Below are 18,072 nucleotides of genomic sequence, written 5' to 3' on the forward strand. Positions count from 1 at the left end.
ATTATCCCGCCTCTCATTTATTAAGCGATCACCATTTTTTGCGAAATCAACATTTTTGGATGCACAATACATTGATACTCCCCATTAGTAGACAGCTGTTGTGTATTTAATCCAATTAATACTTTGTTTACAACAATAGAACTACCTTCATGGTCAACTTGCACACTGTCAGGCTTAATTGCCCACAAAAATTGACTCTCTACTCCTACTGCACGGAAAGGAATTAAGCGTAATTTGGTCGCCCAACCAGAATCATTTTCTGGTATTTGAGGAATTTCTGTTTTGGAATAAATTTGTTCTGTTAACCAAGATGGTAAGCAATGTTCTAATGATGAAACATGCATAATCATAACAGGTGTTTTTGTTAATGGGTCATAAAGTTGGTTCCCACTGTCAATAAGACCTGCGAGTTCTAGTTCTTCTTCGGCTAATTGAATTTTTACTTTCACAATTTGATCATAGTGTATTTTCGTGACCTCTACGCTTTCAATACGCTTTTTAGAAAAATAATAAATTACTGGAAAACCAAAAATAACAAATAACCAACTAATTGGATCACCGTAAGAAATTGACTGAGATTGAACCAATCCATTTACCATTTCATTCGTTTGCAAAAAGAAATGAGTTCCAATTAATCCTCCGCCAACCATAAAGGTTACAAAGTAAAAAGTAAAAACAGTTTGTGCATAATTTCTAAATGTCGTAAACCCAAATGCTGTATACACAATAAGTAACGAGTACAGTAGTTTCATAATTGGATGTGTCATCATAGAAGCAAAAGGAGTAAAGGCAAAAATAACAATGGTTGAACCTATAAATGCCCCTAACACAAGCCTCCATCTTTTGATTTTCTTTTTTAACACGGTAGCTGTTAATAAAAGCAAAAGAAAATCAATGCAGGCGTTTAACAACCAAACAACGTCGGCGTAAACAACCAAACAATTCACCTCTTTTTTCAAGTTGAGACTAGTATAATGCATATCCAATAGGAAAGTGTGTCAATTTGCGGAGGTGTTTTTTTGTTATTTTGTGATTTCTAGACATAATCTGTCGGTAAAAAATAAAAGTACAAATTCATAGAATGATATACTCTTATTTTCACAAACAAAATATATTGAAATATACGAAATAAAAAAAGACCTGCTTAGCAGGTCTTTTCCATAAAAAATAAAAAGGAGCATGAAAGCTCCTTTTTTTTATCGTCTACGACGGTTACGTAAAAATGCTGGAATATCGATATCATCTGAATCTGAATGACGCTCATGTACAACTGGCTCTTCACGCTTCATTTCACGTTTTACTTCACGCTGTTTTGAAGGTTGAGCTACTGGTTGTTGCTGTTGTTGCGTGTGGTTCGCATTCGGACGAATAATTGGTTTTGGTGGTTGAGTTGCAATGCTATCATCAAAACCAGTTGCAATTACAGTTACAACGATATCATCTTTTAATCCTTCGTTAATAACAGAACCGAAGATCATATTTACTTCTGGATCTGAAGCTGAAGCTACGATGTCTGCCGCTTCTTGTACTTCATATAAGCTTAAGTTAGCGCCACCCGTAATGTTCATGATAACACCTTGAGCTCCATCAATAGATGTTTCTAGTAATGGGCTAGAAATCGCTTTTTTCGCAGCTTCTGCAGCACGATTTTCCCCATTACCAGAACCAATACCCATTAAAGCAGAACCTCTATTAGACATAATTGTCTTTACGTCTGCAAAGTCTAAGTTAATTAAACCTGGCGTTGCAATTAAATCCGAAATACCTTGAACACCTTGACGTAATACGTTATCAGCTTCACGGAATGCTTCTAACATTGGCGTATTTTTATCAACAATCTCTAATAAGCGATCGTTTGGAATTACAATAAGAGTATCTACATTTTCTTTAAATGCTGCAATACCAGATGCTGCTTGCGTCGCACGCTTACGTCCTTCAAAAGTAAATGGACGTGTTACAACACCTACTGTTAAAGCACCTAATTCTTTTGCAACTTGAGCAACAACTGGAGCTGCACCAGTTCCAGTTCCACCGCCCATACCGGCAGTTACGAAGACCATATCCGCACCACGAAGTGCTTCTTGAATCTGTTCTTTACTTTCTTCTGCAGCTTTTTTCCCTACTTCAGGGTTTGCGCCTGCACCAAGTCCACGCGTTAATTTTCCACCAATTTGCATTTTTGTTTCAGCTTTTGATAGATTTAATGCTTGTGCATCAGTGTTCACAGCGATAAAGTCTACACCTTGTACACCGTGTTCAATCATACGGTTTACAGCATTGTTTCCGCCACCGCCGACACCGATAACTTTTATATTCGCTAATTGATCTTGAGTAGTATCAAACTCTAACATGTCGAAATCCCCCTAGAACCTCATTTTTCGTGTCCAATTTTAATCCCATAAATAACGGAATACACGTTTTACTTTTGACATCATGCGGTCATCATTTTGATTATTATTGTTTTGATTACGAGTTTTTTGTTTCGTGGGTTGCTGTTGTACCGGCGTTGGTGCTGGTGCTGGTACTGGTTCAAAATGCTCTTGCTTTTCCTGCACATTTTTCCCACGTAATTTAGCTTTTTGATAAGAATGTTTAATTAATCCAACTCCACTTGTATATTGGGGCTCACGCACACCAATATAATCAGGAGTTGCTACACGAACATTTTCATGTAAAATATCATATGCAAGATCAAGAACACCTGGCATAGAAGCAATTCCGCCAGTTAGTACATAACCAGAAGCCACTTGCTTTACTCCTAACTTACGCACTTCATCTTGAACAAACATTAAAATTTCCTCTACACGAGCCTCTATTATATCCGATAATTCCAACTGAGAATATTGTTCTGTTTGATCACTTCCCATAATAGGAACCGTAAACATCTCTTCTTCAGATGCTGTATCATAAAAAGCATGTCCATATTTCAACTTAATTTGATCTGCATTTTCTGTTGAAGTTTTCAACCCAATCGCAATATCTTTCGTTATATGGTCTCCACCTAATGGTAATACGCTTGTCGCTTGTAACTCTCCATCTTTAAAAATAGATAAAGTTGTAGATCCTCCCCCCATATCAACAAGGGCTACTCCTCTATTTTTTTCATCTGAAGATATTGCAACTGTTGCAGCCGCTAAAGGTTGAAGACAAATATCAACAATTTCAAGACCTGCTTTTTCTACACAACGAAGTAGGTTATGTAGTAAAGTTCTCGAGCCTGTAATAAGTGTACCTTCCATTTCTAATCTTACACCGATCATCCCGCGTGGATCGTTAATCTCGTCAAGACCGTCTACGATGAACTGTCGAGGTACCACATCAATAAACTCACGTTCTGGAGCAATTGACACAACTTGTGCTGCATCTAGAACGCGTAAGACATCTTCATTCCCGATTTCACGATCTTCATTTGAAACAGCGACTACTCCGTGACAAGGAAGTAGCTGTACCTGGTTTGCATTGACACCTACTACAACTTGCTCAATGTGGATTCCCACCATGCGCTCAGCTTGTTCAATTGCTTTTTTAATTGATCGAACAGTCTCGTCTATATCAACTATCGATCCCTTCTTTAAACCATTTGATTTTACATTTCCAACACCAATAATGTTTAAGCTGTCATTAACCATTTCACCAATGATGACTTTAACATTGGATGTACCGATGTCAAGACTAACATATATTTCATTGCTGTTCATTCTTTGGCACCTCCTTCTTTATTTATACCATACAACTCAATATATGGAACAACAATCGCAACTTTACTATTTATAAGAAAAATATTCAACGTCTTTATACGTTTCCCTTTTTTAACCCTATATTTTTCTTATTTTTATTTAGCATTCAATTAAGAATATCGCAGTAAACTATGAATAACTGCTTATCTTGAAATAATTCTATTTCGAGTGTAAAGTTTACCGCCAAGTATAAGTCTACACTAAGATGTACTCATAGAAAAGTGAAACTTGTACCAATACTAGTATGAATCTAAGAATTTTTACATATTTTTCATCAAATGAACCATTCTTCTAAATTCGTATACACATAATAGAACATTCGTTTCGTTTTTTCTGCTATAAGTAACGAAAACTACCATTCTATTCTTTTTTTTCTTCCGCACCTAATTCTTTCGTATATGCACCTACTTCTAAGTCAATTAATACCTTCTTACCTGGCTCAATTGTTTTTAAAATAAGCGGATAGGCTTCCATACGTTTTGCGAAATTTTGAATTGTAGTGCTCACTTCATAACCTTCATTCATATATAAAGTAAGATGATCTTCATTCGCATTCGTTGGTGAATAGCGAATCTCCGAAATAGATTTTAAAATAGCTGGTGTTAATTTTTCTAGTTCAGCGATTAACTCCTTCATTTTCTCTTCTTTAAAAGGTTCGAAAATCGGTGCTGCAACAGGAAGTTTTCCATTAGGTAGTACATCAAGCGTTTTTCCATTCTCTAATAACGGTTGTAATTTTCCCTCTTTATTTATATAACCAATCGTTAAATATTCTTCGATATGAATATCAATATTGTTTGGAAAACGTTTTTTTACATTTACTGCTTTAATTTCTTTTCGCTTCGTTAAGTTTTCTTCAGCTTTATGTGCTGTCACTCGGAAATAACTTGTATCATATGTCACGCCTGAATCCTTCATTACTTGTTCATCCGTCATATAGTGATTTCCAAACACACTAATCTTTTTTATATTACTAAGCGGAGACCGAAAATAAATTAAAAAGAGCACTAATAAAAATAAAATTGATATGTATAAAATCAATCGATGATTAACATTTTTTTTGTTTTTTTTCTTTTGATTTTTCAATTTTGGTACACGATCTTGTAGTTTAATCACTTTACTATTATTCATGTACGATCCCCCTATGTAACATAAAGAACGGCATGTTCCTCATGCCGTTCTTATCTTCTTATTATAACATAAATGATAATGAGCGGAACGAATAACCGTTATCTTCCAATGATTTCTACTTCTGTGTGCATATCTACATCAAATTTATCCTTAATTGTATGTTTTATTAATTCAATTAAAGACAATACCTCTTGCGCTGAAGCTCCCCCAGTATTAACAATAAAATTGCCATGCATTTCAGAAATTTGAGCTCCACCAATCCTATAGCCACGAAGCCCTGCTTTTTCTACTAAATCTCCTGCAAAATGTGGGATTGGATTCCGAAATACACTTCCTGCACACGGGTGATTCCATGGTTGCGTTTCACGGCGGTAATCTTTATTATTTTGCATGCTACGTACAATTTCTTCACGTTTCCCCGCCTGTAATTGAAACACCGCCTCTAAAACAATACCAGGACGTTTCGTTTGCAATACAGATGCCCGATAAGAAAACTCCAGTTCTTTATTCGTTAACCAGTCAATTGCACCGTCTTCAAACAGAATGAGAGCCTTCGATAATACACTCGATATATCCGATTTATGTGCACCTGCATTCATATATACTGCACCACCGACACTTCCTGGAATACCGCTTGCAAACTCCAATCCAGCTAACCCTTGACGACTAAGTAAAGTTGACAATTTAATAAGAGGATATCCACTACCAACTCTTACCTTATGTTTTTCGACCTCTAAGTGATCTAATCCTTCTCCTAAACGAATAACAACACCTTCTATGCCTTGATCAGATACAAGAAGGTTTGAACCGCGACCAATTACAGTCCACTTCGTTTTGTATTGCTTTACTAACTGTAATGTTTTTTCAATACCGGCTACATGCTTTGGCACAATTAAAATATCCGCTGGGCCACCTATTTTCATAGTTGTATAACGTGCTAACGGCTCGTTAACCAAAACACGACCAACGTCTGCTTCTATAAGCTCATTTACTAATTGTTCCATAGACAATCTCCCCCATATTAAGTCTCCTTATGACAATAATATGCAGGGCGTTCACCTAACGTTATCCCTCTATTTACGGGCAGTACAGCTCCTAAATCAAAATTAGGTGATAACAAAGAAATTAGGTGGAATGAGGATACCAGTAAACATCCGATTAGTGAAAGGTAATAATCAACGAGAGAGAATCACTCCCCACTGATTAAAGCCTCACTTTATTTTTTTACAAGTTTATTCATTACTTCATACAGCTTATTTGCTGCATCTGGAATACCTAGTTGCTTAGCAGCTAGCTTCATATTTTGTAATGTTTGTGCATCTAATAAAATCTCATCAATATCACGAATAAGCGTTTCAGCTGTTAAATCTTTTTCAAGTAACATTTTTGCCGCTCCTTTATCAACAACTGAACGTGCATTCTTTTCCTGATGATTATTTGTTACATACGGACTCGGTATTAACACACTTGGTTTTCCTAACGCTGTTAATTCTGCAAGTGTTGTTGCCCCAGCCCTTGAAACAACAAGGTCTACACCAGTTAGTACCTCTGGCATATTATGAATGAACGGCTTAATAATAACATTGCTTGGGTTCCCTTTTTGCTTCACGGCTTCCATCACTTTGTCATAATGTACTTCACCTGTTACATATAGTATTTCGTAGCTTTTGTTCCCAAACTGTTCAATTGCTTCAACGAAGGCATCGTTAATCGGTCTAGCCCCACGACTTCCACCAAATATAAGTACAGACTTTTTAGGAAGAGAAAGCCCAACTGAACGTTTCCCCTTCATTCCATTTTGTTCCATTACCTCTGATGCTCGTGGATTACCTGTCATTACCACTTTTGACTCCGGAAAATGCTCTATAGCTGCTTCAAAACAAACAGCAACTTTATCAACATAACGGCTTAAAAACTTGTTCGTTACACCTGGTACACTATTTTGTTCATGTACAATAGTTGGAATACCTAATTTGGCTGCAGCGTATACAACTGGTCCACATACATATCCACCCGTTCCAATTACGATATCCGGATTAAAACGACGAATATATCGTTTACTATCCTGTACACCTTTTAGAAAACGCATTACTGTTTTCACATTATCTAATGATATTTTTCGTTTAAATCCACTTATAACAATAGATTGAAATGGTATACCTGCTTTTGGAACGATTGTACTCTCTAGTCCATTTTCCGTACCAATATATAAAAATCTTGCTTCTGGATTTAACTTTTTTATTTCTCTAATTAAAGCAAGAGCTGGATAAATATGACCACCAGTACCCCCACCACTCACTAATACACGCACTACTAACTCCTCCGCTTCTCTTTTCTTATTTCCATTATATTTATTTCTATATACATATTGCATTTTTACACACATACGAAAAACCCTGTCTTATAAACAGGGTTTAGTAGCGAGAATGGCGACTTATATTTAATAATACACCTACTGCCATTAACATTAATGTCAAACTTGATCCACCATAACTTAAAAACGGCAAGGTAATACCCGTAACAGGCATTAGTCCTGTTACAACACCAACATTAATCATTACTTGAATCGCAATCATCGCCACAATACCTACTGCTAAAAACGTACCATATAAATCTGGCGCTCCTAATGCGATACGAATCCCGCGCCATAATAATAGACTAAATAATAATAACACAAATGAACCACCAATAAAACCTAATTCCTCGGATAAGATCGCAAATATAAAGTCAGTTTGTGGTTCAGGTAAATAAAGAAATTTTTGTCTACTTTGTCCAAGTCCAAGCCCAAATAATCCACCAGGTCCAATTGCAAGTAATGATTGGATAATTTGAAATCCACTCCCGAGCGGATCTGACCACGGATCTAAATATGATGTAATGCGTTTCATTCGATACGGTGCTGATGCAATTAACCCTACAAATCCTGCTACACCAATCAAACCAAACATTGCAAAGTGAAAAACTCTCGCTCCCGAAATGAATATCATAATGATACATGTCCCAACCATTACCGTTCCTGTCCCAAGGTCTGGCTGTAACATAATCATCCCAAAAGCAAGAAACACAAAACTAAGAGCCGGTAATAAACCACGTTTAAAAGATGTAATCAATTTTTGCCGTTCTGCTAAAAACTTTGCCAAGAAAATAATCATCGCAAACTTCATAAATTCTGACGGCTGAATCGAAAATGCCCCGATTCCAATCCAACTTCGTGCTCCTCCTCGAACAAGACCTACTCCAGGAATAAGAACGAGAATAAGAAGAATGAAGCAAACTAGCAAAATCACTTTTGAATACGTACGCCACACCCAATAATCAATTTTCATAATAAAAAACATAGCTACTACACCAAGACCCGCAAACAGTAATTGTCTTTTTGCAAAAAAGAATGAGTCCCCCATTTTATAAGAGGCCCAAACTGCACTCGCACTATAAACCATAATCATTCCGATTGTCAACAATGAAAGTGTTACGATGATGAGAATAAAATCAGGCGTTTTCTTCATTACCCACAAACACCACCTCTTTAGGCAGAACCTTTTGCCCTATGTAACAAAACATCAGTAGGTGTTAGCCTACTGATGTTTTGATTTACTTTATATAAGTTTATGCACAGCTTGTATAAAAATGTCTCCTCTTTCTTCAAATGTTTTAAATTGATCCCAGCTTGCACACGCTGGAGAAAGAAGAACGACATCACCATCTTTAGAATGAGCATAAGCTTTCACCACTGCTTCATCTAAAGTATCGACACTTTCAATTATATCTAATCCCGCTTTTTCTGCCGCTCTTACTAGTTTAGGAGCTGTTTGTCCAAATGTTACAATCGCTTTTACATTTTTGAAATACGGAATTAAATCATCGAATTCATTTCCGCGATCAAGCCCACCTGCTAGTAACACAATCGGTTGTGTAAACGCAGATAGTGCTTTCTCAGTCGCTAACATATTCGTTGCTTTTGAATCATTATAAAACTTACGGTTGTTAATCGTTGTTACATATTCTAAACGATGTTTTACACCCGTAAAACGTTTTAACACGACCGTAATTGCTTCATTAGAAGTACCTAATAATTTCGCAATACTCATCGCAGCTAAAATATTTTCTAGATTATGTTGACCAGGTAAAACGATATCGCTTACTTCAATAACTTTTTCACCTTTGAAATAAAGAGCGTTATCTTTTATACACGCACCATCTTCAATTTCTTTCGTTGTCGAAAACAGGATTTTTTGACCTTTAGAATACGCAGACAAAGCCATCACATCTGCATCATCCGCATTTATTACACTATAATCATTTTCTGTTTGGTTTTTAAAAATATTTGCTTTTGCTAAACCATATTCTTTCTTCGTCCCATGATAGTCTAAGTGGGCCTCAAATAAATTTAAAAACGCAGCAATTTTAGGTTGGAACAATTCTACTCCCATCAATTGAAACGATGAAAGTTCTGTAACTACAACTTCATTTTCTTTTGCATCCTGTGCTACTTCACACGCTACAGTTCCAATGTTCCCTGCAATTACAGGATGCTTTTGTCCTTCTTTTAGCATTTCAAATGTCAGCATTGTCGTCGTCGTTTTACCGTTAGACCCCGTAATCCCAACAAATGGTGCTTCTGAAATACGATATGCTAATTCAACTTCCGTAACAATCGGAATTTGCTTTTCTTTCGCAGCAACTAATATTGGATTAGAATACGGGATTCCTGGATTTTTTACTACAAGAGAAATATTTCTCTCTAATAATTCTAAAGGATGACCACCGCATACAACGTCCATTCCTTTTGCTTGTAATTCTGCAGCAAGTACATTCTCTGCTAAAGGCTTTCCGTCATTTACAATAACATTTGCCCCTAACTTTTGTAACAATGTAGCTGCTGCATAACCACTTTTTGCAATGCCCAATACAAGAATATTCTTATTTTGAAATTCAGTTACAGTTTTCAATTACATCCACACCCCGATATAAATTCCTAACACAGCTAATAAAAATCCTGCAGACCAAAACGTCACAACAACACGCCACTCTGACCAACCACATAATTCATAGTGATGGTGTAATGGACTCATTTTAAAGACACGTTTTCCTGTTGTTTTAAATGAAATGACCTGAATGATAACCGATAAAGTTTCCATTACGAATACTCCGCCAATAATTACAAGTAGCAATTCTTGTTTTAATAAAATCGCTACAGCTGCAATGGCTCCACCTAAAGCTAATGAACCTGTATCTCCCATAAACACTTTTGCTGGATTCGCATTGAATACTAAAAATCCAAGTACAGCTCCTACAACTGCCATACAGAATATCGCTACTCCAAATTGCTCTTGTGCCACAGCAATAATACTAAATGCTCCAAATGCAATAGCAGCTGTTCCTGATAATAAACCATCTAAACCGTCAGTTAAGTTAACTGCATTTGATCCACCAATAAGCATAAATAGTACAAGTACGAAATACGCCCAACCTAATTCAAACTTAACATCCGTTCCCGGAATCATGATGTATGTGTGGAACGCTTGCCCTTTTCCAATTAAAAAGAATGCAATAGCAATAACAAGCTGACCTACTAATTTTTGCTTTGATGTTAAACCAAGATTTCTCTTCTTAACTACCTTTATGTAGTCATCTAAAAATCCAATCAATCCGTAACCAAACGTCACTAATAGTAATAACGAAACCTCTGCACCTAAATAATTAAACTTAATCGCCATAATAAGTGAAGTTACCATCATAGATACGTATATGACGATACCACCCATTGTCGGTGTCCCTGATTTTTTTTGATGTGACTTTGGTCCCTCATCACGAATACTCTGTCCGAACTTTAATTTTCTTAAAAATGGAATAAACAATGGCGAAAGGGCAACAGAAATTAAGAATGCTACCCCAGCCGTTACTAATAAACCTTGCTCAAGCACATGTAGTCCTCCTCTCACGTTGTTACTCTTCGTTGTTTAAACGCCCTGTAATTGCTTCTTTAGCAACTTCACGATCATCGAAATGATGAACTTCTTTACCAATAATTTGATACGTTTCATGACCCTTACCAGCAATAATAATGATATCATCTGCTTTCGCTTTAGCGATTGCATGGTGTATTGCTTCTTTTCTATCAATGATCATTTCATAATTTTTCCCGCTTGCACCATGTACCATATCATCTAAAATAGCCGCTGGATCTTCACTTCTTGGATTATCTGATGTATAAATTGCATGAGTTGCATATTTTGTTGCAACACTTGCCATTATCGGTCTCTTCGTTCGGTCCCTATCGCCACCACAACCAACGATACAATACACATCACCTTTTGCAAATTGTTTTGCAGTTTTTAATACATTTTCTAAACTATCTGGCGTATGTGCGTAATCAACAATAACTGTATAATTTTGCCCTCCATCAACAACTTCAAAACGTCCTGGAACCCCAGCTAAATCCTTTATAACAGCAATGATTGTTTCTAATTTCACACCCGAAACAAGTCCTGCTGCTGTTGCTGCAAGTACGTTATATACATTAAATTTACCTATTAATTTCATCGTAACATTTACACTTTCATATGGTGTGACAAGCGTAAATGTAGTCCCGCCACTCGTCATAACGATATTTTTTGCCATAATATCACTTGTTGTATCAATACCATATGTTACAACTGTTGCTGCAGTACTTCTCATATACTCTTCTGTTACATTATCATCGCTATTGAGCACAGCGTACTTTTCACGATTATGATTATAACTATTGCCAAGCTGTGCAAATAGTAACCCTTTTGCATGTTTATATTCTTCCATCGTTTTATGATAGTCTAAATGATCTTGGGTTAAATTCGTAAACACCGCTACATCGTAATCACATCCGTGTACACGACCAAGATCTAACGCATGTGACGAAACTTCCATTACCGTGCTGTCCACACCTTGTTCAACCATTTTTGAAAACGTCTGTTGAAGTGTTAGTGCATCTGGTGTTGTATTTTTCACCTCAAATGTTTCATCACCGATTTTCATATTAATCGTTCCAATTAGCCCTGTTTTATGACCATGTGCTCGCATAATCTCATCCATAATATGCGATGTTGTTGTCTTTCCATTTGTACCTGTAATTCCGATTAAATGTAACTTGTGTGTCGGTTGACCATAAAAATAATCAGCTAAAACCGCTAACGAACGAAAAGTATTTTTCACAAGTACAACTGGAACGTCAACATCAATTGGTCTTTCCGCAACAATAGCAGCCGCTCCTTGTGCCGCTGCTTGCTTAGCAAAATCATGGCTATCAACCGTATATCCTTTCATACATACAAATAAGCTTCCCTCTTTCACTTTACGTGAATCAGCTTCTATAGATGTGATTTCTGGATTTTCTTTTGGAACAACTGGAAAATCATGCAAACATGATACAAGTGTATGCAACTTCATTTCACTAAACCCTCTCTACATTGTTTATTTATCTTTTTTCAGTAAGCAACACATTACCTCCTATATAAGGAGGTAAGTGCTACTGACCTATTTATGAATGAGACACTTACTGTCTCAAATTAAGTAACTGTTCTATAAAGAACTCACTTCCACCAATTGTACCATAAAACGTACTATGTTACCTTTAATTCCCGAAGTAAATTCTAATTTTTGAGCCTTCTTTTACTTTAGCTCCCGCTTCTGGTGATTGTTTAATTACTTTCTCTCCATCTCCACTTATATCAAGCTTCAAATCGACGAGTTGTGTTTGTAAGTCTTTCTTTTTCATTCCAATTAAATTCGGAACTTCCACAGTTGGTGTATCGCCCCATTTATATTCTTTCTCAACTTGTTCTTTTCTCGGTTTCACTCCCATAACAGGAAGCGCATCTCGAAGGATATTCCCGACAATCGGAGCTGCTACCACTCCACCAAACTGTGTAACCCCTTTTGGATTATCAACAGCAACATACACAACAATCTCTGGATCATCCGCTGGAGCAAATCCGATAAAAGATACTATATAATTATTCTCTAAATATTTACCATCTTTCACCTTTTGAGCAGTACCCGTTTTTCCACCTACACGATATCCATCAATATAAGCACCTTTACCAGAACCTTTCGCTACAACATTCTCTAATGCATAACGAACTTTTTCTGAAGTTTCCTTGGAAATAACTTTTCTTTTCTCAACAGGTGTCTTTTTACTAACAACTTGATTATTTTTCGGATCAATAAACTCCTTAGCTATATACGGCTGATACAATGTTCCACCATTTACAGCCGCCGCTACAGCTGCTACTTGTTGAATCGGTGTAACAGAAACCCCTTGGCCGAATGAAGTTGTTGCTTGCTCTACTGGACCAACTTTATCTAAATTAAATAAAATCCCACTGCCTTCACCTTGCAAGTCAATTCCAGTCTTCTGCCCAAAACCAAAATTACGAATGTATTTAAATAATCGGTCTTTACCAAGGCGATCACCAAGTTCAATAAATCCCGGGTTACATGAGTTTTGAACGACTTCTAAAAACGTTTGACTGCCATGACCTCCTGCTTTCCAGCATTTCAATCTAGCTCCACCTACTTCAGCTGCTCCATCATCATAAAACGTATCCTTCTCTAAGTCTACTAAATTTTCATTCAATGCTGCAGCTAATGTAATGATCTTAAATGTTGAACCAGGCTCATACGTACTCCATACAGGTAGATTTCTGTTATACACTTCTGGAGAGACACTTTGAAAATCCGCTGGGTCAAAACTCGGTCGACTAGACATACCTAAAATTTCACCATTTTTAGGATTCATTGCAATCGCAATCATACCGTCAGGATTATAAGTTGACTCAGCAATATTCATTTCTCTTTCCATAATCCTTGTAATACGCGCATCGATTGTTAATCCTAAATTTAAACCAGCTTCTGGCTTTTTGAAATCATCACCAACATTAGGCATCCTTTGTCCTTTCGCATCTGCAAAAAAACGCACATGACCTTTGTCCCCATTTAGCTCTTTATCATAATATTTTTCTAGTCCCATAAGACCTTGGTTATCGCTACCTGCAAAACCTAATACATGTGATAAAAAGTTTCCAAATGGATAGTACCGGATAGAATCCTCTGCGATATACACGCCCTTCAAACTTAATCCTCGTACTTCTTTCGCTTTGTCATGTGATATTTTCCTTCCGCCTTTATCTAACCTTACAATCGATTCTTTTTTTGTAATCCTTTTATAAATCTCATCTTTTTCCACACCTAATACTGCAGCTAACTTCTCTGCAGTCTCTGCTGGTTTTTCAATTTGCCTCGGTACAACAAAGACAGTTGGAGCACTTTTATTCGTGGCAAGTTCCACACCATTTCGGTCTAAAATTTTCCCACGTTCGGGTTCAAAAGTAATATTACGACTCCATGAATCTTTCGCACGATCCGTTAACATATTCCCAAGAAAAAATTGCACATATCCAAGACGAATATCGATAATAGTGAAAATAAGTATACCTGATATAAGTATAAAAATAAGTCGTTTTCTAACTGTTACATTTGATACACGCATATCGGAACAAGCCTCCCTTACGCCTAGCTTGTTCCAATATATGCTTGTACTTATTTAATTAGAACTTATTCTCTTTTACCATTACGGCTTTTCTGCTTCTTGCTGTGGTTCGAGTGGCGGTACGAGTGTGACACCTAATTCTGTACCAGGTTGTAATAATGTTCCTTCCGCCACACTTTGTTCTGTTACGTATCCTGTACCAGAAGGTTTCAAGTTAAGCTGTAATGTCTTCGCTAAATTCATAACATCACGCAGTGCCCATCCTTGTATATTTGGCATTGTAGGCTTATCTCCTACCAAGAAGACTCGGTCGCCTTTTAATGTTTGTTCAGTCGCTTTTGGTACTTGTTGCTGTACTTTCCCTTCACCTAGTACGATTGGACGAAGTTTTGCTTTATCAATCGCTTTCCCCGCTTCAGCCATCGTTTTACCAGTTACATCTGGAACAGTAGTTTGTTGTTCTTTCAGATGTTTTTTCGGATCTTTCACTTCATTTGGCTTAATCTTTAAATACTCTAAACTATTTTTTGTTACATATTTAAAAATATCAGCTAAAGGTTGTGCGCCGTTCTCATCATCTTTTAATTTCGGCTGTTTAACAGCTACATACACGACAAGTTGTGGATCGTCCATTGGTGCCATACCTAAGAATGAGAATATATAATTCTGTCTTCCTGTCATATAGCCGCCTTTTCCATCCGGAATTTGCGCTGTACCTGTTTTACCACCAACTGAATATCCATCAATTTTATAAGCTGTCCCTGTACCTTTCGGAGATGTAACAACACGTTCTAATAACTGTCTTACTTGCGCTGCTGTTTCCTTTGTAACAGGTCTTCCTACTTCTTCTGGCTTATGTTCTAATTTTACTTTGTCTGTTATCGGATCTACAATTTTATCAATTGCATAAGGTTTCATCATTTTCCCATCATTTGCAATGGCCGTTGCAGCTTGTACAAGCTGAATTGGTGTTACAGTGGAACCTTGTCCAAAAGCTGTTGTCACTTGTTGTATTTGCTGATCAAATAAAATTGTATTCGATCCTTCACCTGATAAATCAATGTTCGTTTTTTCATCTAATCCAAAACTATGAATATATTTTCGGAAACGTTCTGGACCAAGTTTTTGATCTCCTAAAATTGCAAACGCTACGTTTGAAGAACGCTCTACCCCTTCATCAAACGTGATAGAGCCCCAACCAGCACCGCCATTATGATCTTTTATTTTCCTATTTCCGACTTGATATGTCCCGGATTGATAATAATCTTGTCCTTTGTACACACCTTCATTAATAGCTGCCGCTAACGTAAAAATTTTCATTGTTGATCCAGGTTCAAATGCATTGGCAATCGCGTCATTGAAGAAATATTTAATTTGGCGATCATTAGGGTCATAACTAGGTTTAGTAGACATCGCTAATATTTTCCCAGTTTTCGGATCTGCAACAATCCCTATTAAACTTTCTGGCTCATATTGCTTACTTGCTGCTTTCATCGCGTCTTCTAAATAACTTTGGACACGTTGATCAATTGTTAAATAAGCATTATCTCCATTTTTAGGTGCCTTTACATTAACTTTTCCCCCATCAAGGGACACACCTTTACGATCACCTGTATATGCTACTTCTCCATTCGAAGCACTTAAGTATTTATCCAAGCTTTTCTCTATGCCAAATTGACCTACCGAGGTTCCATTCTCATTTGGTTTTGCATGACCTATAACGTAAGATGCAAAATCACCGTTTGGATACACCCTTGCATTTTCTGTAATAAAAGATATTCCCGGCAACTTCAACGCTTCTATTTGTTCCTTCTTTTCTTTCGTCAAATCCTTGCCTAACGTTCCAAATTCGACTTGACTTCTACCTTCCTTGTTTAAAGAAGCTAAAATATCCTCTTCGCCTTTTCCAAGTACTCCTGCAATTTTCTTTGCAGTATCTTCTTTATTCTCAACTGAGTTAGCACCTTTTAGTGCAGCTACCATTTTGTAAGAGTTTGCGTCTTGCGCTAACACATGACCGTTTTGATCATAAATGGTTCCTCGGTTCGCTTCAAGAACTCCTTTTTTACTATGCTTTTGTTTAGCAAGTGCATCTAAATCCTGATTATGAACGGTTCCTGTTGATTGTATGTAAAAAAATCGGGCTAATAACAGCAAAAAGAGCAGGAGGAAAAATATCATAAAATAACCTGCTCCCTTATTGGTATGAAATTTAGTCATATTCTTCTTCATCGTTCCTTCACACCTATTGCCTTATTTGAGGCCTTTCACATTATTCGCATTAATTTCTAGCCCATGTTTTTTTGCAACTTCAGCGATTCGTTCATAGCGACTTAACTTCTCTACTTCAGCTTGTAATTCTTGATTTTCTTTTTGCTGCTGTACAATTTTTTCTTCTATCGTCGCTGCTTCTACATTAACTTGATAAAGGCCTGCTTTATTTCCAATAAACGCGACACAGGCATACAATAAAAAGCCAATAAACGCTACATACAACAGTTTTTCGATTCTTGTAATTTTCGCTTTAACCTTCGGCTTAGCCATCTGCTGTGGGGGCGTTTGAATTTGCACCTCTTCTTGCGCTTGTTGTTTGTACTTTACAGCTAAATTAGTCATACCTCTCTCTCCCTTTTATCGTTTTTCAGCGATTCTCAACTTCGCAGAACGCGCACGATTATTTTCTTCTAGCTCTATATCAGAAGGTAAAATCGGTTTTCTTGTAATAAGCTTTAATTTCGGCTTAAATTCATCAGGAATAATCGGTAATCCTGGCGGCAATTGTGGCGTTGTACTATTTCGCTTAAACGTTGTTTTACAAATACGATCTTCTAATGAATGGAATGTTATAACACTAACCCTTCCACCTGGCTTAACCATCTCAATAGCAGATTCCAATGCTTCTTCAAATACTTTTAATTCATCGTTTACAGCTATACGAATTGCCTGAAACACTCGCTTAGCAGGATGCCCACCCGTTCTACGAGCAGGAGCCGGAATACCTTCTTTAATTAGCTCTACTAATTCTCCTGTCGTTTCAATAGCTTTATTCTCACGATAAGCTTCAATTTTTCTTGCAATTTGTTTTGAAAATTTCTCTTCACCGTATTGGAAGAAAATCCTTACAAGTTGTTCATATGACCAGCTATTTACAACATCGTACGCTGTTAATGGGGCATCTTGATCCATCCGCATATCTAGCGGTGCATCATGATGATAACTAAAGCCTCGTTCTGGTGTATCTAATTGTGGGGATGAAACACCTAAATCAAATAAAATACCGTCTACTTCTGTTATACCTATTTCCTGCAGTTTTTCAGCTAAATAACGGAAGTTACTCTTTACTGTTATAAACTGTTCACCGTATGAAGAGAACTTTTCTTTCGCGTTTTGAATCGCTATCTCATCTTGATCAAACGCTATTAATTTTCCACCTTCAGTTAATTGGGATAATAAATAAGAACTATGTCCTCCTCCCCCCAGTGTACAATCTACATATGTACCATCTGGCTTTATATCTAAGCCGTCTACTGTTTCCTTTAAAAGCACTGTTACGTGTTTAAACATTGTTGCACCTACTCTTTTTCCAATTAATTATGTTGAATGTATCCCTTCCTCTAAACACATATTTCACGCTTAGAGAATGAAATAATACGAAAGAACGACTCATTTAACTTACCAACA

Annotated in this window: 14 protein-coding genes; all 14 read right to left on the reverse strand. The window is 36.8% G+C overall.

All coding sequences use genetic code 11. From position 1 onward, the window contains the following. Positions 1-20: 20 nt before the first annotated feature. The 14 genes from spoIIGA to rsmH all read right to left on the reverse strand — a co-directional run bounded on the left by spoIIGA (position 21) and on the right by rsmH (position 17,955). The gene (gene spoIIGA / locus ACX9TM_RS19630; protein WP_000261975.1) at positions 21-938 is read right to left on the reverse strand and encodes a sigma-E processing peptidase SpoIIGA; all 918 of its coding nucleotides are present in this window, start codon (positions 936-938) and stop codon (positions 21-23) included. A gap of 258 nt (positions 939-1,196) precedes the next feature. Then, positions 1,197-2,351, reverse strand: a complete 1,155-nt coding sequence (gene ftsZ, locus ACX9TM_RS19635; RefSeq protein ID WP_000888984.1) for a cell division protein FtsZ — start codon at positions 2,349-2,351, stop codon at positions 1,197-1,199. A gap of 39 nt (positions 2,352-2,390) precedes the next feature. Continuing rightward, positions 2,391-3,698: a cell division protein FtsA gene (ftsA, locus tag ACX9TM_RS19640; protein WP_001087558.1), complete on the reverse strand. Its 1,308-nt coding sequence runs from the start codon at positions 3,696-3,698 to the stop codon at positions 2,391-2,393. A gap of 399 nt (positions 3,699-4,097) precedes the next feature. Continuing rightward, complete coding sequence (divIB, locus tag ACX9TM_RS19645; RefSeq protein WP_001065793.1) at positions 4,098-4,868, reverse strand: cell division protein DivIB; 771 nt, start codon at positions 4,866-4,868, stop codon at positions 4,098-4,100. Positions 4,869-4,966: 98 nt separating this feature from the next. Then, on the reverse strand, positions 4,967-5,872 hold the full coding sequence (gene murB, locus ACX9TM_RS19650) for a UDP-N-acetylmuramate dehydrogenase (RefSeq protein WP_065382422.1): 906 nt from the start codon (positions 5,870-5,872) through the stop codon (positions 4,967-4,969). Between the two features lie 212 nt (positions 5,873-6,084). Further along, entirely contained in the window at positions 6,085-7,179 is a 1,095-nt protein-coding gene (gene murG / locus ACX9TM_RS19655; protein WP_025689214.1) for an undecaprenyldiphospho-muramoylpentapeptide beta-N-acetylglucosaminyltransferase, read from the reverse strand. 103 nt (positions 7,180-7,282) lie between these two features. Then, positions 7,283-8,374 carry a stage V sporulation protein E gene (spoVE, locus tag ACX9TM_RS19660; RefSeq protein ID WP_000753520.1) on the reverse strand — a complete coding sequence of 364 codons (1,092 nt, stop codon included), beginning with the start codon at positions 8,372-8,374 and terminating at the stop codon, positions 7,283-7,285. A gap of 90 nt (positions 8,375-8,464) precedes the next feature. Beyond that, on the reverse strand, positions 8,465-9,817 hold the full coding sequence (gene murD / locus ACX9TM_RS19665; protein WP_000860115.1) for a UDP-N-acetylmuramoyl-L-alanine--D-glutamate ligase: 1,353 nt from the start codon (positions 9,815-9,817) through the stop codon (positions 8,465-8,467). Next, on the reverse strand, positions 9,818-10,792 hold the full coding sequence (mraY, locus tag ACX9TM_RS19670; RefSeq protein ID WP_000893060.1) for a phospho-N-acetylmuramoyl-pentapeptide-transferase: 975 nt from the start codon (positions 10,790-10,792) through the stop codon (positions 9,818-9,820). A gap of 22 nt (positions 10,793-10,814) precedes the next feature. Further along, positions 10,815-12,290 carry a UDP-N-acetylmuramoyl-L-alanyl-D-glutamate--2,6-diaminopimelate ligase gene (gene murE / locus ACX9TM_RS19675; protein WP_000766313.1) on the reverse strand — a complete coding sequence of 492 codons (1,476 nt, stop codon included), beginning with the start codon at positions 12,288-12,290 and terminating at the stop codon, positions 10,815-10,817. Positions 12,291-12,474: 184 nt separating this feature from the next. Beyond that, complete coding sequence (locus ACX9TM_RS19680) at positions 12,475-14,391, reverse strand: stage V sporulation protein D (RefSeq protein ID WP_001266234.1); 1,917 nt, start codon at positions 14,389-14,391, stop codon at positions 12,475-12,477. An 81-nt stretch (positions 14,392-14,472) separates the two neighbouring features. After that, complete coding sequence (locus tag ACX9TM_RS19685; RefSeq protein WP_072770069.1) at positions 14,473-16,623, reverse strand: penicillin-binding protein; 2,151 nt, start codon at positions 16,621-16,623, stop codon at positions 14,473-14,475. 21 nt (positions 16,624-16,644) lie between these two features. Next, entirely contained in the window at positions 16,645-17,007 is a 363-nt protein-coding gene (gene ftsL / locus ACX9TM_RS19690) for a cell division protein FtsL (protein ID WP_000182804.1), read from the reverse strand. A gap of 15 nt (positions 17,008-17,022) precedes the next feature. Further along, a complete protein-coding gene (rsmH, locus tag ACX9TM_RS19695) occupies positions 17,023-17,955 on the reverse strand; it encodes a 16S rRNA (cytosine(1402)-N(4))-methyltransferase RsmH (protein WP_000472508.1) in 933 nt (310 codons plus the stop codon). Between the last annotated feature and the right edge of the window lie 117 nt (positions 17,956-18,072).

It is taken from the genome of Bacillus sp. LH1, from assembly GCF_057924895.1.